This window comes from Acidimicrobiales bacterium (assembly GCA_035630295.1).
GTDB lineage: Bacteria > Actinomycetota > Acidimicrobiia > Acidimicrobiales > Iamiaceae > Iamia.
In genome coordinates this window covers 1-21,631 of record DASQKY010000038.1, presented here as the reverse complement: position 1 = coordinate 21,631, position 21,631 = coordinate 1, and the positions used below count along the sequence as shown (strand labels likewise).

Annotated in this window: 19 protein-coding genes; 4 read left to right on the top strand and 15 right to left on the bottom strand. The window is 73.5% G+C overall.

Annotation, left to right across the window (positions count from 1 at the left end; translation table 11 throughout):
- The first annotated feature begins 2 nt into the window (after positions 1-2).
- From VEW93_09655 to VEW93_09645, 3 genes are all read left to right on the top strand, one after another.
- Complete coding sequence (locus VEW93_09655) at positions 3-827, top strand: hypothetical protein (protein ID HYI62055.1); 825 nt, start codon at positions 3-5, stop codon at positions 825-827.
- Entirely contained in the window at positions 824-2,614 is a 1,791-nt protein-coding gene (locus VEW93_09650) for a lipid II flippase MurJ (protein ID HYI62054.1), read from the top strand. Before VEW93_09655 ends, VEW93_09650 begins: the two co-directional genes overlap by 4 nt.
- Positions 2,615-2,779: 165 nt before the next feature.
- Positions 2,780-3,580, top strand: coding sequence for a PspA/IM30 family protein (locus VEW93_09645; GenBank protein HYI62053.1), 801 nt, complete (start codon positions 2,780-2,782; stop codon positions 3,578-3,580).
- Between the two features lie 29 nt (positions 3,581-3,609).
- On the opposite strand, the gene proB is transcribed toward VEW93_09645, so the two are convergent.
- The 5 genes from proB to VEW93_09620 are packed head-to-tail and all read right to left on the bottom strand — an operon-like array spanning position 3,610 to position 8,745.
- Positions 3,610-4,761: a glutamate 5-kinase gene (gene proB, locus VEW93_09640; protein ID HYI62052.1), complete on the bottom strand. Its 1,152-nt coding sequence runs from the start codon at positions 4,759-4,761 to the stop codon at positions 3,610-3,612.
- 5 nt (positions 4,762-4,766) lie between these two features.
- Entirely contained in the window at positions 4,767-6,035 is a 1,269-nt protein-coding gene (gene obgE, locus VEW93_09635) for a GTPase ObgE (protein ID HYI62051.1), read from the bottom strand.
- A gap of 36 nt (positions 6,036-6,071) precedes the next feature.
- Positions 6,072-7,604 (bottom strand): pilus assembly protein TadG-related protein, encoded by a 1,533-nt coding sequence (locus VEW93_09630; GenBank protein ID HYI62050.1) that lies wholly within the window; start codon positions 7,602-7,604, stop codon positions 6,072-6,074.
- 2 nt (positions 7,605-7,606) lie between these two features.
- Positions 7,607-8,200 carry a TadE family protein gene (locus VEW93_09625; protein ID HYI62049.1) on the bottom strand — a complete coding sequence of 198 codons (594 nt, stop codon included), beginning with the start codon at positions 8,198-8,200 and terminating at the stop codon, positions 7,607-7,609.
- Complete coding sequence (locus VEW93_09620; protein ID HYI62048.1) at positions 8,197-8,745, bottom strand: TadE/TadG family type IV pilus assembly protein; 549 nt, start codon at positions 8,743-8,745, stop codon at positions 8,197-8,199. The genes VEW93_09625 and VEW93_09620 overlap by 4 nt, the downstream gene beginning before the upstream one ends.
- Positions 8,746-8,974: 229 nt before the next feature.
- Between VEW93_09620 and VEW93_09615 the strand changes: the two genes are divergently transcribed.
- The gene (locus VEW93_09615; protein HYI62047.1) at positions 8,975-10,033 is read left to right on the top strand and encodes an HD domain-containing protein; all 1,059 of its coding nucleotides are present in this window, start codon (positions 8,975-8,977) and stop codon (positions 10,031-10,033) included.
- Between the two features lie 26 nt (positions 10,034-10,059).
- On the opposite strand, the gene rpmA is transcribed toward VEW93_09615, so the two are convergent.
- The 10 genes from rpmA to VEW93_09565 all read right to left on the bottom strand — a co-directional run bounded on the left by rpmA (position 10,060) and on the right by VEW93_09565 (position 21,436).
- Complete coding sequence (gene rpmA / locus VEW93_09610) at positions 10,060-10,311, bottom strand: 50S ribosomal protein L27 (GenBank protein HYI62046.1); 252 nt, start codon at positions 10,309-10,311, stop codon at positions 10,060-10,062.
- Between the two features lie 6 nt (positions 10,312-10,317).
- Positions 10,318-10,626 (bottom strand): 50S ribosomal protein L21, encoded by a 309-nt coding sequence (gene rplU / locus VEW93_09605; protein ID HYI62045.1) that lies wholly within the window; start codon positions 10,624-10,626, stop codon positions 10,318-10,320.
- A gap of 92 nt (positions 10,627-10,718) precedes the next feature.
- Positions 10,719-12,074, bottom strand: a complete 1,356-nt coding sequence (locus VEW93_09600; protein HYI62044.1) for an Rne/Rng family ribonuclease — start codon at positions 12,072-12,074, stop codon at positions 10,719-10,721.
- A gap of 618 nt (positions 12,075-12,692) precedes the next feature.
- The gene (locus VEW93_09595; protein ID HYI62043.1) at positions 12,693-13,388 is read right to left on the bottom strand and encodes a TIGR03936 family radical SAM-associated protein; all 696 of its coding nucleotides are present in this window, start codon (positions 13,386-13,388) and stop codon (positions 12,693-12,695) included.
- A complete protein-coding gene (locus tag VEW93_09590) occupies positions 13,388-15,415 on the bottom strand; it encodes a radical SAM protein (GenBank protein ID HYI62042.1) in 2,028 nt (675 codons plus the stop codon). The genes VEW93_09595 and VEW93_09590 overlap by 1 nt, the downstream gene beginning before the upstream one ends.
- 76 nt (positions 15,416-15,491) lie before the next feature.
- Positions 15,492-16,652, bottom strand: a complete 1,161-nt coding sequence (rodA, locus tag VEW93_09585; GenBank protein ID HYI62041.1) for a rod shape-determining protein RodA — start codon at positions 16,650-16,652, stop codon at positions 15,492-15,494.
- A complete protein-coding gene (locus VEW93_09580) occupies positions 16,652-19,024 on the bottom strand; it encodes a penicillin-binding transpeptidase domain-containing protein (protein ID HYI62040.1) in 2,373 nt (790 codons plus the stop codon). The genes rodA and VEW93_09580 overlap by 1 nt, the downstream gene beginning before the upstream one ends.
- 16 nt (positions 19,025-19,040) lie before the next feature.
- Positions 19,041-19,553 carry a rod shape-determining protein MreD gene (gene mreD / locus VEW93_09575; GenBank protein ID HYI62039.1) on the bottom strand — a complete coding sequence of 171 codons (513 nt, stop codon included), beginning with the start codon at positions 19,551-19,553 and terminating at the stop codon, positions 19,041-19,043.
- 5 nt (positions 19,554-19,558) lie between these two features.
- Complete coding sequence (gene mreC / locus VEW93_09570) at positions 19,559-20,395, bottom strand: rod shape-determining protein MreC (GenBank protein HYI62038.1); 837 nt, start codon at positions 20,393-20,395, stop codon at positions 19,559-19,561.
- A 12-nt stretch (positions 20,396-20,407) separates the two neighbouring features.
- Positions 20,408-21,436 (bottom strand): rod shape-determining protein, encoded by a 1,029-nt coding sequence (locus tag VEW93_09565; protein HYI62037.1) that lies wholly within the window; start codon positions 21,434-21,436, stop codon positions 20,408-20,410.
- Between the last annotated feature and the right edge of the window lie 195 nt (positions 21,437-21,631).

Below are 21,631 nucleotides of genomic sequence, written 5' to 3'. Positions count from 1 at the left end.
CCGTGGCCGACCGGAGCTTCCGCGACCGCTTCTGGTCCCCCCCGGTGGCCCGGGCCGTCACCGCCCCCGGCACCATCCTGCTGGCCGGCCTGGCCGCGGCGGTGGCCGCGGTGGCCACCTTCCCGCTGTCGGTGCCCATCGGCATCGCCGCCGCCGCCGTCGCCGGGGGCGCGGCCTACAGCGGCCGGGTCCTGCTGGCCGTGCCCCGGGGCGGGCCGCGGGGCGATCGTCCCGACCCCTTCGCCGTGCAGGAGCCGTGGCGCCGGTTCGTGAGCGACGCCCTGGCCGCCCGCCGCCGCTTCGACGACGCGGTGCGGGCCATGGCCGCCGGGCCCCTGCGGGACCAGCTGGCCGCCATCGCCGACCGCCTCGACGACGGGGTGGACGAGGTGTGGCGCATCGCCCGCCAGGGCGACACCCTGGTCGCCGCCCGGCGCCGCATCGACCTCGACACCGCCCGGGCCGAGCTGGCCCAGGTGGAGGCCCAGGCCGGTGAGCGCTGGGCCCAGGGCAGCCGGCTCCAGCAGACGGCCGAGGCCCTCCGGGCCCAGGTGGCCAGCGGGGAGCGGATGGAGGCCGTCATCGCCGATGCCGTCGACCGCCTCCGCCTCCTCGACGCCCGCCTGGACGAGACCGTCACCCGGGCCATCGAGCTGTCGACCGAGGCGGCCACCGGGCGCAGCGCCGGGCGGCTGGAGGGCGACGTGGACGGCATCGTCAGCGAGATGGAGGCCCTGCGCCTGGCCCTCGACGAGGCCGACCGGGCCGGCGGCCTCGGTGCGGCCCCGCCCGAGCCCGGCCCGGGCTCGGCCACCCCGTCGACGTGACCGGCCGGCCGCACTGGTCCCAGGTGCTGGGTGACGTCGCCGACCTGGGGGCGTCGGTGGGGGCCGAGGGACGGCGCCGGGCCCTCACCGCCGCCGGCGAGGCGGCGGCCGCCGGCGCCACCGGGGAGGTCCCGGCGGCCGGGGGCCCGGTCCCCGCCCCGGCACCGGCCCCGGCGCCCGGGGGCGACGAGCCGGGCCGCGGTCGGCGCCTGCTGCGCGACAACCTCACCGTGGCCGCCGGCACCGCCCTGTCCCGGGTCACCGGGGTGGGCCGGACCGTGGCCATCCTCGGGCTCTCGGCCTCGCTGGCCGACGTCTACCTGCTGGCCAACAACACGCCCAACATCATCTACGAGCTCATCCTGGGCGGGATCCTCACCGCCACCCTGGTCCCCCTCTTCACCGAGCACCTCGAGCGCGACGACGAGGAGGCCACCAGCGCGGTGGTGTCGGTGACGCTGGTGGCCCTCGTCGTCCTCACCGCCCTGGCGGTGGTGGTGGCCCCGCTGCTGATCCTGCTCTACAGCCAGAACGTCGACCCCGACGTGGACGCCGGGCAGTTCCGCCGCATCGGCATGGAGCTGAGCGTCCTGTTCGTGCCCCAGATCTTCTTCTACGGCTTCATGGCCCTGGGCTCGGCCCTGCTCAACGCCCGCCGGCGCTTCTTCGCCGCGGCCTGGGCCCCCGTGCTCAACAACGTGGTGGTGGTGGCCGTCCTGGTGGGAGCCATCGTCTTCACCCCCGGCGACCTCGACCTGGCCCGGGTCGACGACGACCGCCGGCTCCTCCTCCTCCTGGGCCTGGGGACCACGGCCGGCATCGTGGGCATGGCCGTGTCGCTGCTGCCGGCCCTGTGGCGGGCCGGGGTCCGCATCCGGCTCCGGCCCCGGTTCCGGCACCCGGCGGTGCGGGCCGCGGCCCGGCTCTCGGGGTGGACCCTGGGCTACGTGGTGGCCAACCAGGTGGCCTCCCAGATCGTGCTGGTGCTGGCCGTGGCCGACGAGGGCGCGGTCCGCGCCTACCAGGTGGCCTTCATCTTCTTCCAGCTCCCCCACGGCCTGCTGGCGGTGTCGCTCATGACCACCTTCCAGCCCGACCTGGCCCGGGCCTTCGTGCAGCGGGCCTGGCCCACGTTCCACACCAGGCTGCTCCAGGGCCTGCGCCTGCTGGTGGCGGTGATGGTGCCGGCCTCGGTCGGGTACTTGACCCTGGCCGTGCTGGCCACCCGGCTGATCCCCTCGACCACCTACGCCGGCGGCCCGGGCGAGGACATCGCCACCGCCCTCAGCGGCTTCGCCCCCGGCCTGCTCGGCTTCTCGGTCTACCTGTTCGTCCTGCGGGGCTTCTACGCCGTGCAGGACACCCGGCGGCCGTTCTGGATCAACGCGGTGGAGAACCTCCTGAACGTGGTGGCCGCGGTGGCCGTCGGGCTGCCCTTCGGCCTGCTCGGCCTCACCTCGGCCTACTCCTTCGCCTACCTGGCCGCCGCCGCCCTGGCCCTGGCTGTGCTGCTGCGCCGCCTGCCCGCCGGGTTCGACCTGGCCGGCTTCGTGCGGACCCTGCTGCGCTGCCTGGCCGCCGCCGCGGTGATGGCCGGGGCCGTGGTGGCTGCGGTGCTGGCCGTGGTGGCCCTGGACCGGCAGCGGATCGACGTGGCCCTGGGGGTGGGCGTGGTGGTCGGCGGGGGCACCTACCTGGTCGCCGCCCTGGTGCTGGGCGTGGTGGCCGATGCCGGCCTGGCCGGCCGCCTCCCCGGGCCCCTCCACCGCCTCGACCGACGCCGTTGAGGCCCTTCGCCCGGCGGGGGCCATCGTCCTGCGGGGCACCCGAGGTCGCCGGACCGGCCGAAACCAGCCGGACCGGGGGCGGCCGAGGCTGGCATCGCCGCAGGTCGGACGGACTTCGCCCCGCCCGGAGGGAGCCGGGCCGCGGCACCTCGGTATGCTCGCCCCATGATCAAGCTGTTCCGCCGCTTCTGGAAGTACCTCACCGCCGGGGCCAACCAGAAGTTCAACGAGAAGGCCGATCCCAAGATCCAGCTGGAGCAGGCCATCGCCGAGGCCCAGGAGCAGCACCGGCGCCTGACCGAGCAGGCCGCCAGCGTCATCGCCCAGCAGAAGCAGACCGAGCTCCGGCTCAACCGCAAGCTGGACGACCTGGAGAAGCTCAACGCCAACGCCCGGCAGGCCATCATCATGGCCGAGGAGGCCACCAAGGCCGGCGACGCGGCCAAGGTCACGCAGTACACGCATGCCGCCGAGACCTTCGCCACCCAGCTCGTCACCACCGAGGCCGAGGTCGAGGAGCTCAAGGCCATGGCCCTGTCCTCCACCCAGGCCTCCGACCAGGCCAAGGCGGCCGTCTCCCAGAACGGCATGCTCCTCCAGCGCAAGCTGGCCGAGCGCCAGAAGCTCCTGAGCCAGCTCGAGCAGGCCAAGATGCAGGAGCAGATGAACGCGGCCATGACGTCGTTGTCGGCCACCGTGGGCGCCGATGTCCCCTCCCTGAACGAGGTGCGGGACAAGATCGAGCAGCGCCACGCCCAGGCCCAGGGCATGTCGGAGCTGCACGGCCAGTCGGTCGAGGGCCGGATGCTGGAGGTCGAGCAGGCCGCCCAGAACACCCAGGCCCAGACCCGCCTGGCCCAGCTCAAGGCCGAGCTCGGCCTGGGCTCGACGGCCGCCGAGGCCCCCGCCGCCGAGGCCGCCCCGGCGACCGAGCCCGCCTCGCAGCCCCAGCCCGGAACCGCCTGACCACCGCCGGCCCCGGGCCGGCGGCCGCTCTAGGCGGGGAGGACGACGAGGTCGTCGCGGTGGATCACCTCGTGGGGCGTGCCCTCGGGCAGGGCCGGGGTGCGGAACCCGGCCACGGCCCGCAGCGCGTCGGCCGCCACCGCGGCGATGCCCTTGGCGAACACCGCTCCCCCGTCCTGGGCCACCTCCACCGCCTCCCCGGCGGCGAAGCTGCCGTGCACCCCCACCACGCCGGCGGGCAGGAGCGAACGGCCCGAGCTCTCCAGGGCCACCCGGGCCCCGGCGTCGACCACCACCGTGCCGGAGGACCCCACGGCGAAGGCGATCCACAGCTTGCGGGCCGAGAGCCGGCGGGACCGGGGCCGGACCACGGTGCCCACCCCGGCCACGTCAGCCAGGGCGTCGGCCACCACGCCGGGCCGCTCGGCGGCGGCGATCACGGTGCGCACCCCGGACCACGAGGCGATCTTGGCCGCGGCCAGCTTGGTGGCCATGCCCCCGCTGCCCCGGGCCGTGCCCGCTCCCCCGGCCAGGGCCTCCAGGCCGTGGTCGACCTCCAGGATCTCCTCGATCAGGGACGCCTCGGAGTCGAAGCGAGGATCGGCGGTCAGCACCCCGGCGGTGTCGGTCAGCAGCACCAGGGCCTCGGCCCCCACCAGGTGGGCGACCAGGGCGGCGATGCGGTCGTTGTCCCCGAAGCGGATCTCGTCGTCGGCGACGGCGTCGTTCTCGTTCACCACCGGCACCACGCCCAGCTCCAGCAGCCGGGTGAGCGTGGCCCGGGCGTGCAGGTACTGGTCCCGGAGGGCGAAGTCGAGGGGGGCCAGCAGCACCTGGCCACCGATCAGGCCGTGCTCGGCCAGGTGGCGGTCCCACACCCCCATGAGCCGGCTCTGGCCCACGGCCGAGAGGGCCTGGAGGGTGACCGGGTCGCGGGGCCGGCGACCGGCCAGGCCCAGCACCGGGAGACCGGCGGCGATGGCCCCGGAGGTGACGGCCACCACCTGGTAGCCGACTGAGCGGACGGCGGCGATCTCGGCGCACACCTTGGCCACCGCGGCCTCGTCGATGGTGCCCAGCTCGTCGGTCAGCGACGAGGTCCCCACCTTGACCACGACCTTGACGACGGTGGACGAGCGGTACGAGGTCGCTCGGTGAGGGTCGGGACCAGTGGACGCCACAGCGGTCAGCCTGTCCCGTCGTCGGGCACGTAGTCGAACGAGAAGGTGCCGATGCGGACCTCGTCGCCGGCCTTGGCCCCGGCCCGGGCCAGGGCCTTGGGGACGCCGAGTTGGTCGAGGCGGTGGCGCACGTAGGCCTGGGCGTCGGGCGTGGTCACATCGGACAGGGCGACCACCCGCTCGGCGGGCCGCCCCACGACCCGCAGGGCGCCGTCCTCGTCGCGGGCCACGCTGACGCCGGCCGGCGCCGGTCGGTGGACCACGAACCCCTCGGCCACCGGCGTGGCCGCCCGCGCCTCCTGCACCAGGCCCACCAGGTGACCGACCAGCGCCGGGACGCCCCGGCCGGTGACGGCCGAGACCACGTGGTCGACCTCCGGGCCCTCGGCGCCGCCGAGCTCCACGTCGGGGGCCATGTCGGCCCGGGAGCCGACCACCACCCGGGGTCGCTCCACCAGCTCGGGGCGGTAGGCCTCCAGCTCCCCCAGCAGCACCTCCTGCTGCTCGGCCGGCGGCCGCTCGGCCAGGGGGGACAGGTCGACCAGCACGGCCAGCACCCGGGCCCGCTCCACGTGGCGGAGGAAGCGGTGGCCCAGCCCCCGGCCCTCGCTGGCCCCCTCGATGAGGCCGGGGACATCGGCCACCACGATCTCGGCGCCGTCGTCGGTGCGGACCACCCCCAGGTTCGGCTCCAGGGTGGTGAACGGGTAGTCGGCGATGCGGGGCTTGGCCGCCGAGATCCGGGAGATCAGCGTGCTCTTGCCCACGTTGGGGAAGCCGACCAGGGCCACGTCGGCCAGGAGCTTCAGCTCCAGGTCGAGCCAGCGCTCCTCGCCGGGCTCGCCCTGCTCGGCGAAGGACGGGGCCCGGCGGCGGTTGGAGAGGAACCGGGTGTTGCCCCGGCCTCCCTGGCCGCCCCGGGCGGCCTGCCACCGGTCGCCGGCGTGGACCAGGTCGGCCAGCACCTCACCCTCGGGCCCGCGGACAACGGTGCCGGGGGGCACCATCACCTCGAGGTCGTCGCCCGAGCGGCCGTGCCGGCGCTTGCCCTGGCCGTGGACCCCGGAGCCGGCCCGGCGGTGGGGGTGGTCGCGGAAGGCCAGGAGGGAGGCCACGTTGTGGTCGGCCACCAGCCAGACGGAGCCGCCGTCACCACCGTCGCCGCCGTCGGGGCCGCCCCGGGGCACGTGGGCCTCCCGTCGGAACGACACGCTGCCGGCGCCGCCGTCGCCGCCGCGGGCGTGCAGTTGGACCTCGTCAGCGAACCCGGACACGGCCGCACCCTAGGAGGCGGCGAGCTCGGGCCCGGCCTAGAGGTCCTCCTCCACCAGGTGCACCGGGTCGCCGATGATGCGGGCGGCCCACACCGTGCGGTCGTTGGGCGAGTAGCCGGTGGTGATGTTCTGGAAGTCGTAGCGGATCTTCCACCAGCAGTCGGTGGTGCAGGCGTAGGTGTCGGGGATCGGGAGCTGGATGTCGAGCCACTGGCCGTTGTAGGCGTTGGACCGGCTCTGGCGGGTGACGATGCTGCACGTGGCCAGGTTGGTGAACGAGGCTGCGCCCCGGGTCTGGTACGCGCAGCTCGACGTGGCCCCGCCGGGCTTGAGCACGTTCATGCGGTACGTGGAGGCCGTCCCCGAGTTGGGGTCGGTGCCGTCGCCGGGGTCGAAGAGGGAGATCTCCAGGGTCTTGCCCCGGTGGATGGGCTCGATCTCGGCCAGGAAGAAGGTGGACGAGAACGTCCCGCTCGTCCCCGGCAGGTTGTTGAACAGCGAGAGGTCGCCGATGGTGTAGAGGGACGGCTGGACGCCCGCCCCGCTCAAGTTGGCCTTGATGGAGAACTGGTTCCAACCGCTCTGGGCCGAGGTGTCGGTGTAGCCGGTGATGCCCGACGACTTCACCTGCATGAGGTAGCGGCCCTCGGGCACGTTGTTGATGGTGCAGAGGGTGACCCACCGGTTCTTGTAGGTGCCGCTGCTGGCCTCGTTGCCGATCCGCCAGCGGCCGAGGCCCCCGTTGCAGGAGCCCGACATGCTGAAGGTGCTGGTCAGGCCGTCGTAGGGGTCGAGCGGGGTCGGGTCCGGGCGGAACAGCTCGAACTGGGTGTTGACGTCGCCGTTGTCGGCCGTCTCCACCCGGGGGTAGTCGCTCCGCTGGTAGTTGCCGGCGTCGTAGATCTGGACGGTGAGGTTCCGGTTGGACACCGCGGGCACGTCCACCACGTACAGGTAGCCGCTGCTGCGGTACTCGGCGTTGGCCGGCGAGCACCCGTTGCCGGAGTCGCCCACGCCGCACTTGGTGGCGAAGGGGTCGCCGTTGGCCTTGTCGGTGTAGGGCGCCGAGATCGAGGCCCACAGCCTGGGGTTGAAGCCGGTGGCGGGATCGTTGCCCAGGCGGTTCTCGGGGCTGCCCAGGGGCACGGGCAGGATGTACTCGGCGGTGCCCCGGCGCTCCAGGGCGATGGTCCGGCCGCCGAGCGACTGGAAGAAGAAGCTCTCGACCCGGCCGTCGGCGATGGTGACCCGGAGGCGACGTTCCCCGACCCGCTCCACGCTGACCGACACGTTGTCGACGCCGTTCTCGAAGCCGTTGCGCTCGGCGGCCACGATCGCCGCCTCGGCCGCCTTGGTCTCGTTGGGCAGCCACACCACCCCGGCCAGGGCGGCCGCGTCGGCTGCCTTCTGGATGTTGGAGGCCCGGTTGTACCACGAGCCCACGTCCACCGACAGGCCGGCCATGAGCAGGAGGGGGACGAGCAGCAGGGCGAACTCGACCAGCACGTAGCCCCGCTCGCTCCTCTGGGTGGCCAGCACCCGGCGCCGGGGCCGATGTCCGAACCGCATCACTAGGGCTCCAGTCGCATGACGGCCGTGCGCTCGATGGTGAGCGACGACCCGAAGATCGGGAAGAGGTGGTCGTGCTCGATCTGCACCCAGACCCCGAGGTAGTCGGCCGAGGCCTGGACGTCGTTCCGGGTCGTCGGGCACCAGTCCCGGGCCACCGAGTTGATCACGCACCCGTTGGCCTGCAGCGCCGTGCCCACGCTGGCCGGCAGGGCCTGGAGCTGGGCTCCGGTGAGGATGTTGCAGGGGGACGAGGTCGACGCCGTGGCCGTCCGGCAGGTGGTGGGGACGGCCCCGTCCTCGGTCGTGGACTTGAAGATGACCACCCGGGTGACGTCGTCCAGCGTCCCGCTCGACGACAGGGCGGCCTTCATGCTGCTCAGCAGGCTGAAGTCGGCGTTGCTGGACACGCCCTGGCTGGACCCCACGCGAGCCCCGGCCCGGGCACTCTCGATGACGGCCAGGCCGCTCCGCCAGGCCTGCCCGAGGTCGTAGGCGCCGGCCAGGATGGTGACCAGCAGGGTGCCCACGAGGGCGAACTCGACCAGCACCGCGCCCCGCTCGCCGTCGGCCCGGCGGCCCCGGCGGGCGCTCACGCCCGCTCCCGGGGCTCGAGCTGGATCACCGACGAGTCGGTGAGGGTCAGGGTGGAGCCGAACATCCGGGTCACCCATGGGTGCTCGACCTTCATCCACACGCCCACGTAGTCCGGCCCGGTGGTCTTGGTGAGGACGATGTTGCGGTCCGACGGGCAGAAGAACCGGTCGGTGTCCTTGTCCGGCAGGCAGCCGAAGTCGGTCCGGGGCCGGTCGAAGTCAGCCGGCGTGTAGACGTTGCAGGCGTTGCCGGCGACGCTGGAGGGCGAGCCGTCCCGGCAGCCGACGGTGGGCAGGGCCCCGGGGCCGGTGGCCTCGTAGACGACGATCCGCTCGACCTGGTCGCGGGGGATGGCCGAGCCCTCCCGGGCGATGGCCCGCAGGAGCCCGTAGTCGGCGTAGGCCTCGTTGCCCGAGGCGCTGGCCATCCGGCTGCCGGCCCGCACCGAGTGGGCCAGGGCCAGGTTGTCGTTCATGGCCAGGCCGACCTCGACGATCCCGAAGATCAACATGAAGAACACCGGGGTCACGAAGGCCGCCTCCACCAGGGCCACCCCCCGCTGGCGCCAGGGGCGCGCCGGTCCGGGCCGGGGGGCACGCCTTCGATGGTGCACCAGCATCGTTCCCCTTCCTGGCTCGACCGCTCGCGACCGGCCCCCATCGGCACGGGCCCTGGTGATGTGAGGGGTTCCGGTCCCTCGCGGGGCCGATCGTGACACCCTGTGACCTGCCACCATGCGTCGCACGGTCCCGCCCCGTTCCTAGGGTGGGGGCATGGAGGAGCCCGCCGTCGCCCATGCCCCCCTCCGGGTCGGCCCCCCCGGCCTCGACCTCGTCGAGCGGGCCGCCCGGGAGGCCGGTGGGGGCGTGCCCCCCGCCCCGGGGGCCACCCGGGCCGAGGGGGCCGGGCACCGGGCCCGCCCCGAGGAGCCCGACCGGCTCCGCACCTGCTTCGAACGGGACCTGGACCGCATCCAGCACTCCAAGGCGTTCCGGCGCCTGGCCGGCAAGTGCCAGGTGTTCGTGGCCCCCGGCGACGACCACCTCCGCACCCGCCTGACCCACGCCATCGAGGTGGCCCAGGTGGCGGTCAGCATCTCCCGGCCGGTGGGGCTGGACGTGGCCCTCACCGCGGCGGCGGCCACAGGCCACGACTGCGGCCACGGGCCGGCCGGCCACGCCTCGGAGGGCGCCCTCTCGCCTTTCCTGGAGGGCGGCTACCACCACGCCGTCTACGGGGCCGATGTGGTCCTGGCCCCGCTCAACCTGTGCGCCGAGACGCTCGACGCCATCCGCAACCACTCCTGGAACCGCCCGGCGCCGGTGACGCCCGAGGGCGAGGTGGTGGCCTGGGCCGACCGCATCGCGTACGTGTGCCACGACTTCGAGGACGCGGTGGCCGCCGGGGTGGTGCGGCCCTCCGAGCTGCCCGACGAGGTGGCCGCCGTGGTGGGGCGGGACCGCCGCACCCAGCTCCACGGCTTCATCACCGCCATGGTCGAGACCATCGCCGCCACCGGCACCGTCGCCCTGCGGGGCCCCGAGGCCGGCGCCCTGGCCGCCTTCCGGGACTTCAACTACGAGCGCATCTACCTGCGGCCCGATTCGGTGCGCCAGGCCGAGCGGGCCGCCCGCCTGATCGCGGCCCTGGTCGAGCACTACGTCGCCCACCCCCACGACCTGGGCGAGGACGGCGACGGTCTGGCGTCCGGCCACCCGGAGGCCACCGCCGCTGCCGTCCGTTACGTGAGCGGGATGACCGATCGCTTCGCGGCCCGGGCCGCGGTCGAGCTCCTGGGCTGGGACACGAGGGCCCTACCCCGCAGCGCCTGACCGCCGCCCGACGGGTGGCGGCCTCGCTAGTCGGTGAGGACGTCGACCAGCTTGCGGCCGCGCCGACGGCCGAAGCGGACCCGGCCGGTGGCCGTGGCGAACAGCGTGTCGTCGCCGCCCCGGCCCACGTTCTCGCCCGGGTGGAAGCGGGTGCCCCGCTGGCGGACGATGATCGAGCCGGCGGGCACCAGGGTGCCGTCGTAGGCCTTCACGCCCAGGCGCTTGCTCTGTGAGTCACGGCCGTTCCGGGTGGAACCGCCGCCCTTGGTCTTCGACATGGCGCCTCAGCCCCTCGTGATGCCAGTGATCTCGACGGTGGAGTACCGCTGCCGGTGGCCCCACCGCTTCCGCTGGTTGGTCTTGTTCTTGTAGGTGAACCCGGTGACCTTGGGTCCCTTGGCCTCGCCCACCACCTTGGCGGTGACGGAGGCCCCGGCCAGGGCGTCGGGCGTGGCCACCACCGTGTCGCCGTCGAGCAGCAGCACGGGGGTCAGCTCCACCTCGGTGTCGACCGCGCCCAGGCGCTCGACGTCGAGCCGCTGGCCCTGGCTCACGCGGTACTGCTTGCCGCCGGTCTTGATGACTGCGTCCATGGCTCGTCTCGGGTGGGATCGGGGAACGGCTCGGGGGCCCCGCAGGGCCGACGGGCAAGGCTAGCCGGCCGTCCGGCGGACGGCCCAACCTGTCAGCCGGACGGGAACAGGGCGGGGTCGAGCACCACGCCCCGGCCCAGGCAGGTGGGGCAGCCCTCGGCGAAGCTCTCCAGCAGGCCCTCGCCGATGCGCTTGCGGGTCATCTCCACCAGCCCGAGCTCGGAGATGTCGAAGGCCTGGGTCCGGGTCTTGTCCCGGGCCAGGGCGTCGCGGAAGGTGCGGATGACCGCGTCGCGGTTCTTGGCCACCTCCATGTCGATGAAGTCGATGACGATGATGCCACCGATGTCGCGCAGGCGGAGCTGGCGGGCCACCTCCTCGGCCGCCTCCAGGTTGTTGGCGAACACGGTGTCCTCGAGGTTGGACCGGCCCACGTTCTTGCCGGTGTTCACGTCGATGACGGTGAGGGCCTCGGTGTGCTCGATGATGAGCGAGCCGCCCGAGGGGAGCCACACCTTGCGGTCCAGGGCCTTGTGGACCTGCTCGTGCACGTGGTGCTTCTCGTACAGCGGCAGGGGCTCGACCGAGGTGTCGTAGTGCTCCACCCGCTCGGCCATCTCCGGGGAGATGCTGCGGACGTAGTCGCGGATCTCCTCGTACAGGCCCCGGTCGTCGATGATGACCTTGCGGAAGTCCTTGGTCAGCTCCTCGCGGATGACCCGCACGGCCATGTCGGGCTCGCGGTAGAGCAGGGCCGCGCCCTGGCCCTTGAGGCTCTTGGCCTTCTGCTCGATCTTGGCCCACAGCTGCGACAGGTTCTGGACGTCACGCTCGATCTCCTCGGCCGTGACCCCCTCGGCCGCGGTGCGCACGATCAGGCCGTGGCCCTTGGGCCGGACCTTGTCCAGGATGTTCCGCAGGCGCTTGCGCTCGTCGTCGGGCAGCCGCTTGGAGATGCCGTAGGTGGTGCTGTTGGGCACCAGCACCACGAACCGCCCGGGGATCGACACCTCCTGGGTGAGGCGGGCCCCCTTGTGGGCGATGGGGTTCTTGGTGACCTGGCACAGGATCACCTGCCGGGCCCTCAGGATGTCCTCGATCTTGGCGTTCTTGGACCCGCCCTCGACGTCGGGGTCGTGCCGGGTGTCTCCCCGGTACAGGACCGCGTTCTTGGGTGTGCCGATGTCGACGAAGGCGGCCTCCATGCCCGGCAACACGTTCTGGACCTTGCCCAGGTAGATGTTGCCGTGGATCTGGGAGACGTCGTCGGCGGGGCGGGACACCTGGTGCTCGATCAGCGACCGGCCCTCCAGGATGGCGATCTGGGTGGCCTCGGGCCGGACGTGCACGGCCATCAGGTAACGGCCTACCGGCCGGCCCTTGCGCTCGCGCCCCCGGCGCTGCTCCAGGACCTCGTCGTCCAGCTCCACCGGCGCGGCGTCGGTCACGGCGGTGATCGGGGTCGAGGCGCGGCCGCCGCGGTTCCGGCCCTGGCCGCCGCCCTGGCCCTGGCCGCCCGGGCGACCGCCGCCGCCCTGGCCCCGGTTCCCCTGGCCCTGGCCCGAAACGGACCCGGAACGGCCCTCGCCTCCTCCGCCGCCCTGGCTGCCGCCCTTGCCCCGGCCCCGGCCGCCACGGCGGCGCCGCTTGCGGGGCGCACCGTCACCGTCACCGGCCTTGGCCCCGTCGGCCTCGGCCCGCGGGGCACCGTCCCCGGTGGGGGCAGGCGCGGGCCGGGTGTCGCCGATGCGGGGGCGCCGGACCGGGGCGGTGTCGGCCGCCGCCCCTGACGGGCGGTCCTCGCCGTGGCGGTCGGGCTCGGGTCGGTCGGCGCTCCGGGCGCCCTCGGGGGCCCGGCCGGCCGGCTGGCCACCCTGGCCCCCTCCCCCACCACCTCCGCCGCGGGAGCGGCGGCGACGGCGGGCCGGGGAGCCGTTGTCGCTCCCCCCCGCCGGGGTGTCGGGGGTGCGTCCCTCAGCGCGGGGGGTGCGAGGCTCGCCCTCGGGGGGCCGAGGGGTGCTCGGAGGGGCGGCGTGATCGGCGTCGGTCATGGGGGGGATCCCTTCTCATGACGCACGCTCCAGGGCGTGCGGAGCAGGCAACGGCTCGCAGCGGGTGCCGTCGTGCTCTGTGAACTGGTGGGTCCTGCGCACCCGGCCCTCGCGGGCACCGTCGCCGAGGAGGGCGACGAGCTCGCTGGGCCGCAGCCCCCGGTTCTGGGCGCCCAGCTCGGCCACGAGCAGGACGCCCTCGGCCGGGTGGGCCTGGGGCTGGAGGTGGAGCAGGTGGGGGCGGACGTCGTCGCTGACGTCCTTGCCCTTGCGTTGGCGGGTGGTCACCAGCTCGGGCGCGGCCAGGAGGGCCTCGGTCCGGGCCGTGACGGTGGCCAGGTCGAGGTCGTGGACCTCGACCTCCCAGCGGCTGCTGGTGACGGCGTGCTGGAGGGAGGGGGTGCCGGGGGGCACGGTCGCCACCGCGGTGGCGGCCAGCCCGCCGGGGAGGGCGGCGGTGAGCGCCTCGGGCAGGACGGCCAAGTCGACGATGGTCCCCTCGACCAGGTCGACGTCGAGGTACTCGGCCAGCGACTCGTACCCGGTGGAGAGGGCCAGGCCGAAGTGCAGCTTGGGCCGGGGCGAGAAGCCCTCGGTGCGGGCCACGGGCAGGGACGCCCGGCGCAGGGCGCGCTCCCAGATGCGGGCCACGTCCCGGTGGCTGGTGAAGCGGACCTTGCCCAGCTTGGAGAACCGCACCCGGAGCCGCATCAGCCCGCCCCGGCCGGGACGGGGCGCCGCCCGAGGGCGACGGGGACGGCCGCGGGCGAGGGGCCGGTGCCCTGGCTCCCTCCGGCGGGGGGCACGGCGCTGGCCACCACGTGCTCGATGCCGTAGCCGGTGCAGGCCCCGCAGTCGTAGCACGGGGTCCAGCGGCAGTCCTCCAGGCCCACCTCGGCCAGGGCGTCGCGCCAGTCCTGCCACAGGAAGTCCTTGTGGAGGCCGGCCGAGAGGTGGTCCCAGGGCAGGGCCTCGTCCTCGGTGCGGTGGCGGTAGGCCAGCTCCTCGACGGTGAGGCCCTGGCGCTCGAGGGCGTCGAGCCACAGCTGGAGGTCGAAGTGCTCGCTCCACTCCTGGAACGTGCCCCCGTGGCGCCACACGTCCTCGATGACCGCGGCCAGGCGCCGGTCGCCGCGGGACATGATGCCCTCGACGGTGGTGGCCCGGGGGTCGTGCCACTTGAGCTGCACGCCCCGGTCGCGGCGCAGGGCGTCGCGCAGGAGGCCGACCTTGCGCTCCAGCTCCTGGCGGGTGTTCTGGCCGAACCACTGGAACGGCGTGAACGGCTTGGGCACGAAGCCGCCCACCGACACGGTCACCGACGGGTTCTTGTGGTGCCGGCGGCCGATCTCGACCACGTTCCGGGCCAGGGTGGCGATGCCCAGGGTGTCCTCGTCGGTCTCGGTGGGCAGCCCGACCAGGAAGTACAGCTTCATGCGCCGCCAGCCCTGCGAGTAGGCCGACTCGACCGCCCCGTAGAGGTCGTCGTCGCTGATGAGCTTGTTGATGACCTGGCGCATGCGCCACGTGCCGCCCTCGGGGGCGAAGGTGAGGCCGGTGCGCCGGGCCCGCTGGATCTCGGCCGCGATGCCCACGGTGAAGGCGTCGACCCGCAGCGACGGCAGCGACACGCTGATGTCGGAGGCCAGGCCGGCGCCGGGGCCGCCCAGGCCGGCCCCGCAGTCGAGCGACGACCCGGGGCCCTGGCCCTCGCCCTCGTCGGCCGGCGCCGGGCGCTCGCCGGAGCGGACGATGGCCCCCACCACGTCCTCGACCCCGGAGAAGTCGGCGGTGGACAGGGAGGTGAGGGCCACCTCGTCGTAGCCGGTGCGGCGCAGGCCCTCGGCCACCATGGTGCGGACCTGCTCGGCCGGGCGCTCGCGGACGGGCCGGGTGATCATCCCGGCCTGGCAGAAGCGGCAGCCCCGGGTGCAACCCCGGAACACCTCGACGTTGAGCCGGTCGTGCACCACCTCGGTGAGGGGGACGAGCTGCTGGCGGGGGTACGGCCACTGGCCCAGGTCGGCCACGGTGCGCTTCTCGACCAGCTCGGGGGCCGCCGGGTCGATCGGCCGGGTGGCCACCAGGCGCCCCTCGGCGTCGGTGACGGGCTGGTAGAGGGCCGGGACGTACACGCCGGTGACGCCGGCCAGGGCGGTGAGGGCGTCGTGGCGGGTGACGGGGTCGCCGGCGACCCGGGCCGCCTTCCACCCGGCCAGGGCGGCGCTGATCTCGCCCGCCACCTCCTCGCCGTCGCCCAGGACCACGAAGTCCAGGAAGGCGGCGATGGGCTCGGGGTTGTAGGTGCAGTGCCCGCCCGCCCCGACCAGCAGGTCGTCGATGGCCCGGTCCGCGGCCCGGACCGGGGCCCCGGCCAGATCGATCATGCCCACCAGGTTGGTGTAGGTCAGCTCGGCCGACAGGTTGAAGGCCAGCACGTCGAAGTCGGCCGCCGGGCGGTGGGTGTCGACCGAGAAGAGGGGCACACCCTCGGCCCGCATGCGCTCCTCGAGGTCGGTCCAGGGGGCGTAGGTGCGCTCGGCCACCGCGTCGGGGCGCTCGTTGAGGATCTCGTAGAGGATCTGCAGGCCCTGGTTGGGCAGGCCGATCTCGTAGGTGTCGGGGTAGGCCAGCAGCCACGCCACCCGGCCGGGGCCGTGCTCCGGGACCTGGGCCCCGTCCTCCCCGCCGATGTAGCGCGCCGGCTTCGACACCAGGGGCAGGATCGGCTCGAGCACCGGCCAGACAGACGACATGATCGCCCGCCACTCTACCGATCGGTCGCCGCCGGCTCGCGATGCGGGCCGGGCCCGGTCAGCGGAAGCGGCGCATGTGCACGTTCAGCACCAGGCCCATGGCGATGAAGGCCATGACGGTGGACGAGCCGCCGTAGCTCATGAAGGGCAGGGGGATGCCGGTGATGGGCATGATGCCCATGGTCATGCCGATGTTCTGGAAGATCTGGAAGACGAACATGGCCAGGACCCCCAGGCACAGGAGCGTCCCGGTGTCGTCCCGGGCCAGCTGGGCCGTCCGCCAGATCCGCCACACGACGACCCCGTAGGCGGCGATGAGGGCCCCGGCCCCGACCAGGCCCAGCTCCTCCCCCACCGCGGTGAAGATGAAGTCGGTGTGCTGCTCGGGCACCCAGTCGTCCATGGTCAGGGGCCCGTTGAACAGCCCCTTGCCCTGCAGCCCACCGGACCCGATGGCGATCTTCGACTGCTCCAGGTTGTAGGCCACGCCCCGCTCCTCCTCCAGGGTGCGCGACGCGCTCTCCTGGGTGGCGAAGACGGTGAGGCGGTCCTGCTGGTACGTGTCGAGGACCCCGCTGCTGAGGACCAGGGCGGCGAAGAGCACGGCGCCGATGCCCAGGAGCACCAGGAAGCGACCCCGCACCCCGGCCGCCACCAGCATGGCGAAGGTGACGACCACCGACACCAGGGCCGTGCCCAGGTCGGGCTGGAGGAGCACCAGGGCGATGGGCACCGCCCCCACGGCCAGGAGGGCCCCGAGGCGCCGCAGGTCGATGTCGCCGTGGAACAGGGTGGCCAGGTAGGCGAAGCCCAGGACCACGGCCACCTTGGCGAACTCCGAGGGCTGGAGCTGGAAGGGGCCGAGGGCGAACCAGCCCTGGGTGCCCTTCTGCTCCCGGCCCACCACCATCACCCCCAGCAGGAGCACCAGGGTGCCGCCGTAGAGGATCGGGGCCCGATCCACGATGCGGTGGTAGTCGATGAGGGCCACCGCGGCGGCGGCGATGAGGCCCACCGCCACGTACAGCACCTGGCGTTGGAGGTAGAGGGTGTCGTGCGGTTCGGGCCCCCGGGTGGAGCTGTAGACCATCAGCACGCCGAGGACGGAGATGGCGGCCAGGCACCCGGCCAGCACCCAGTCGACGTGGTGCCACATGGCCGACGGGTCGTGGCGCAGGGAGGCGAGCGGGCGCCGGCGGGTGACAGGGATGGTGGCCATCAGTCGGCGGTGGCCACCACGGTGGGGACGAACTCCTCCTGGGCCGCCTCCACGTCGAACCAGCCCCCCTCGGGGGCGCGGTAGCGGGAGGTGGGCTCGTTGAGGCGGGCCAGGTCACCGCCCACCGAGGCCAGGGCGTCCATCACCCGGCGGGTGATGGGCACCGCGGCCTCGCTGCCGAACCCGGCGAACTCCACCACGGTGGCCATGGCGATGGTCGGGCTGGCGACGGGGGCGTAGGCGGCGAAGAGGGACGTGTCGTTCCTGTTCGTGGCCTGGGCCGTGCCCGTCTTGCCGGCCACGGGGAAGGCGGCCTGGTCGTAGTCGGAGAAGGCGGCGTACGCCGTGCCCCGGCCGTTGGGGCCGGCCTGGGTGACGCCCTCGAAGCCCGAGGCCATGGCCTCGTGCCAACCGGGCTGGAAGGGCACCGTGCCCGTCTGCTCCGGGGCCAGGAGCATGGTGGGCGTGTCGTTGTCGAACGAGGTCACCTGGTACACGAGCTGGGGCCGCCAGACGGTGCCCCCGTTGGCGAAGGTGGCGTAGCCGCTGGCCATCTGGAGCGGCGTGGCCCCCACGTCGCCCTGGCCGATCACCGTGTTGCCGCTGATGCCGGCGTTCCAGGTGCCGCGCTCCTCGGCGTCGGCCGGATTGTCGTTGAGCTCGTGGGAGTAGTCCCACAGCCAGTCGGGGTCGGGGATGCGCCCGGCCCGCTCCCCCGGCAGGTCCACGCCGGTGGGCGAGCCCAGGCCCCAGAGGCGCATGGCCTCCTGCAGGCCCTCCTCGCCGATGGTGTCCTTGGCCAGCCAGGCCCGGTGGCCCAGTTGGTAGAAGTAGGTGTCGGACGAGACGGTGATGGCGCTGTCCAGGCGGACCACGCCGTTCGGGTTGCGCCCGGCGTTGCGCTTGAAGCAGTTGCTGGTCTCGACCGTCGTGTCGCAGTCGGCTCGGTACTTGTAGACGCCGGTGTCGTTGTAGGGCTCGGCGGGGGTGATCTGGCCGGTGGCCAGGCCGGCGTAGGCGCTGAACAGCTTGAAGGTGGAGCCCGGGGAGTACTCGCCGGCGATGGCCCGGTTGAGCAGCGGGTCGTGGTGGACGTCCTTGCGCTCCTCGTCGGCCATGGCCTGGTAGTCGCGGGTGGAGATGCCCCCGACGAACAGGTTGGGGTCGTAGGTGGGGTACGAGGCCATGGCCAGCACCTCCCCGGTCTGCGGGTTGAGGGCCACCGACGACCCGCCCGGCGGCTCGCAGGGCGGCTCGGCCTGGCACCCGTCGGAGCGCCGCCCCGTCTGGCGGGCGATCTCGCCGGCCAGGCCCTTCTCCACCAGGAACTGGACGTTGATGTCGATGGTGAGGAAGACGTCGTCGCCCGGCACCGGCTGGCGACGGAGGTCCTCGACCTCCCGGATGGGCTGGTTGCGGGCGTCGACCTCGTAGACGATCCGGCCCGGCGTGCCCCGCAGGTCACGCTCCATCTCCCGCTCGATGCCGTCCTTGCCGATCTCGTCGTCGTTCTCGTAGCGCTTCCGGTCGTTCTGGAACTGCTCCAGGTCGGCCTCGCTCACGGGGGCGACGTAGCCGAGCACGTGGGCCAGCAGGGCGCCGTAGCGGTAGTTGCGGGCCGTGACCCGCTCCACCACCACGGTGGGGAAGCGCTCGGCGTTCTCCCGCAGGTAGATCTCCAGCTCCTCGCTCACGTCGTTGGCCACCGGCACGGGCTTGAACTTGCTGTAGCGGACGTCCTCGATGCGCTCCCGCAGGATCTCCTCGGTCACCGGCGTGGAGAGCCGCTGGCGGGTCTCGCCCTGGCCGTCGGGGTTGGAGGCGCCGGTGGCCACCCCGGCCGGGGGCGGTCGCTGGTCGAGGGGCAGGGTGGCCGGGTCGACCTCCTCCCCGGGGACCGTGGTGGTGGTGCCCTCCTCGTCCCCCTCGCCGGGGGTGGGAGCGCCCTCCTCCTCGCCGTCGGGGCCCTCCGCCTCGGCTCCGGTGGCCACCTCCGCCGGCCCGTCGCCCCCGGGGTCGTTGGCGCTGGCGTCGCCGGCGTCGATGCGCACCTGGTCGGCGGTCAGCTCGGCGGCCAGGCGGCGCAGCAGGTCGCTCTGGTCCGGGGGATCGAGGGCCTCGAAGTCCTGGTAGTCGACCTGCACCTGGATGGTGCGCCGGTTGTCGACCAGCACGTTGCCGTGGCGATCGAGGATCTTGCCCCGGGGGGCCTCCAGGATCACGGTCGTGGTCCGGTTGGCCGCCGCCGCCTGGTCGTACTGGTCGGTGGTGAGGACCTGGAGGTACCAGAGCCGGGTGAAGAGGGCGGCGAAGAGCGACAGGGCCACGATGCCGAGCACGGTGTGGCGGGCGCGGGAGTCGCTGCGGGTCATCGGGTGAGGAGGGTGATCACGGGCGGAACACGGATCGGTCGCGGGAGGGGGAGCGCCGCTCGGGCCCGAGGGACCGCCGCACCACCCATCGCAGGGGCTGGCTCAGGAGGGCGTTGACCACGGCGACGAGACCGACGATAGCGGGGAGGTCCCCCGCCTCGATCGTCACCCCGAAGACCACGGCCAGGCCGGCGTACAGGAGCGTGCCCGCCATCGAGGCCACGGCCACCAGGGCCAGGCTGATGACCCGCGACGAGCGCAGGACGGCGTCCTTGGCCGTGCCCACCCCCCAGCCCACCAGGGTGAGGGTCAGGGCGGTGAGCCCGGCCGGGGTGTCGAGCAGCAGGTCGAAGGCCAGGCCGAGGGCGAAGCCGGCCACGGCTCCCCGCTCCGGGTCGGTCTCCATGCTCACCACGATGGCGAACAGCAGCACCACGTCGGGCCGGGCGCCGGCCACGGTGATGGGCGAGATCACGGTGAGCTGCAGGAGCAGGGCGACGAGGCCCACCAGGGCGAGGCGACCGGCCACCACGGCTATCCGCAGTTCTCGTCGCAGAGGAGCACGATGACGAAGCGCACCGCGTCCAGGTCGGCGGCGGGCTCGACGTTCAGGGCCTGCTCGACCTGGTCCTCGGTGGGCTGCACGTCGATCACCGTCCCCACCGGGATGCCGGCCGGGTAGTTGCTGCGCTCGAGCCCGCTGGTCACCAGGTCCTCGCCCCGCTCGACCGGCGTGGTGGCGGTGATCCCCTCCTCGACCCGGAGCCGGCCCCGGCTGCTGCCCCGGGCCAGGCCGACATCACCGCTCTCGACCAGGCGCACCCCCACGCCGGGGAAGTCGGGGTCGGTGATGAGCTGCACCCGGGCCCGGCCGCCCTGCACCCGGTGGATCCGCCCGACCAGGCCGGCCTCGGTGATGACGGCCATCCCCACCTTGATGCCGTCCCCCGAGCCCTTGTCGATCTCGAGGGTGGTGTCGAAGCTGGTCAGCGGGCCCGAGGTGATCTCGGCCGTGGTGCGGGGGATGTCGGCGGTGACGGGCAGGTCGTTGAGGCGGCGCAGCTCCTCGTTCTCCTTGGTCAGGGCGTCGGCCTCGACCTCGTCGCCCCGCACCTCGTCGAGCTGGCGCCGCAGGTCGGTGTTCTCGTCCTTCAGGTCGTCGTAGCCGGTGATGCCCTCCCACCCGTTCTGGAACGGCGTGGCCACCCACTCGCCGACCGAGCGGAACGGCGACAGGACGGTGCCCAGGGCGTTGCGGGCCCCCTGCACCGGACCGCTGTCGCGGTAGTCGAGGGTGAGGACCGTCAGCGAGGCCAGGACCAGCAGGATGAGGGTGAAGCGCGAGCGTCCGAAACGCCGTGACCGGGGCACCTTGCCTGGGGGCTAGGTCTGGGGGTTCGACGAGAAGAGCACGCCCTTGAGGGCCTCGAACTCCTCCAGGGACTGGCCGGAGCCGATGGCCACGCAGTGCAGGGGGTTGTCGGCGATGACGATGGGCATGCCCGTCTCGTGCTCCAGCCGGTGGGACAGGCCGTGCAGCAGGGCCCCGCCGCCGGCCAGCACGATGCCTTGCTCCATGATGTCGGCGGCCAGCTCGGGCGGCGTCTTGTCCAGGGTGACCTTGACCGCGTCGCAGATGGCGGCCACCGGCTCCTCCAGGGCCTCGCGCAGCTCCTCGGTGGAGGTGACGATGGTCTTGGGGAGGCCGGTCACCAGGTCCCGGCCCCGGATCTCGGCGTGCAGCTCCTCCTCCAGGGGCCAGGCCGACCCGAGGGCCATCTTGACCTCCTCGGCGGTGCGCTCGCCCAGGGCCAGGCTGTACTCCTTCTTGATGAACTGGATGATGGCGTCGTCCAGCTCGTCGCCCCCGACCCGGACCGACTGGCTGGCCACGATGCCTCCCAGGGAGATGACGGCCACCTCGGTGGTGCCACCCCCGATGTCGACGATCATGTTGCCGGTGGGCTCCTGCACCGGGAGGCCGGCCCCGATGGCAGCGGCCATGGGCTCCTCGATGATGTAGGCCGGCTTGCGGGCCCCGGCGTACTCGGCGGCCTCCTGCACGGCCCGCTGCTCCACCCCGGTGATGCCGGAGGGCACGCAGATCACCATGCGGGGCTTGGCGAAGCGCCGCTGGTGGACCTTGTGGATGAAGAAGCGGAGCATCTTCTCGCAGATCTCGAAGTCGGCGATGACGCCGTCCTTCAAGGGGCGGATGGCCTCGATGTGGGCCGGGGTGCGCCCGATCATGCGCTTGGCCTCGGTCCCCACGGCCAGCACCCGGCCGTCCTTGACCGACACGGCCACCACGGAGGGCTCGTTCAGCACGATCCCGCGCCCCCGCACGTAGACGAGGGTGTTCGCGGTGCCGAGATCGACGGCCATGTCACGGCCGAGAATGCTGTTCGCCACGCGGCCCCCAGGCCTCGCACTCGTCACAGGAGTTGTGTTCCGTCACAGGCTAGGCGGGGGGCGCTGCTGCCCGGTGCTTCGACACGCAGGAGTCAGGGCGTGGATGGAGCCCGGATGGGGGTACCGGCGAGCCAGCAGCCTCGAGGCGGTCTGTCGAAGCGGTCCGTCGAGACGGTCTGTCGGGACGTTCCGCGC

Excerpts from the sequence above, each read along its gene's own strand:
- VEW93_09645 (HYI62053.1), top strand. The coding sequence starts at position 2,780 with ATGATCAAGCTGTTCCGCCGCTTCTGGAAGTACCTCACCGCCGGGGCC.
- VEW93_09630 (HYI62050.1), bottom strand. The coding sequence starts at position 7,604 with ATGCGGTTCGGACATCGGCCCCGGCGCCGGGTGCTGGCCACCCAGAGG.
- VEW93_09615 (HYI62047.1), top strand. The coding sequence starts at position 8,975 with ATGGAGGAGCCCGCCGTCGCCCATGCCCCCCTCCGGGTCGGCCCCCCC.
- rpmA (HYI62046.1), bottom strand. The coding sequence starts at position 10,311 with ATGTCGAAGACCAAGGGCGGCGGTTCCACCCGGAACGGCCGTGACTCA.
- rplU (HYI62045.1), bottom strand. The coding sequence starts at position 10,626 with ATGGACGCAGTCATCAAGACCGGCGGCAAGCAGTACCGCGTGAGCCAG.
- VEW93_09595 (HYI62043.1), bottom strand. The coding sequence starts at position 13,388 with ATGCGGCTCCGGGTGCGGTTCTCCAAGCTGGGCAAGGTCCGCTTCACC.
- rodA (HYI62041.1), bottom strand. The coding sequence starts at position 16,652 with ATGGCCACCATCCCTGTCACCCGCCGGCGCCCGCTCGCCTCCCTGCGC.
- VEW93_09580 (HYI62040.1), bottom strand. The coding sequence starts at position 19,024 with ATGACCCGCAGCGACTCCCGCGCCCGCCACACCGTGCTCGGCATCGTG.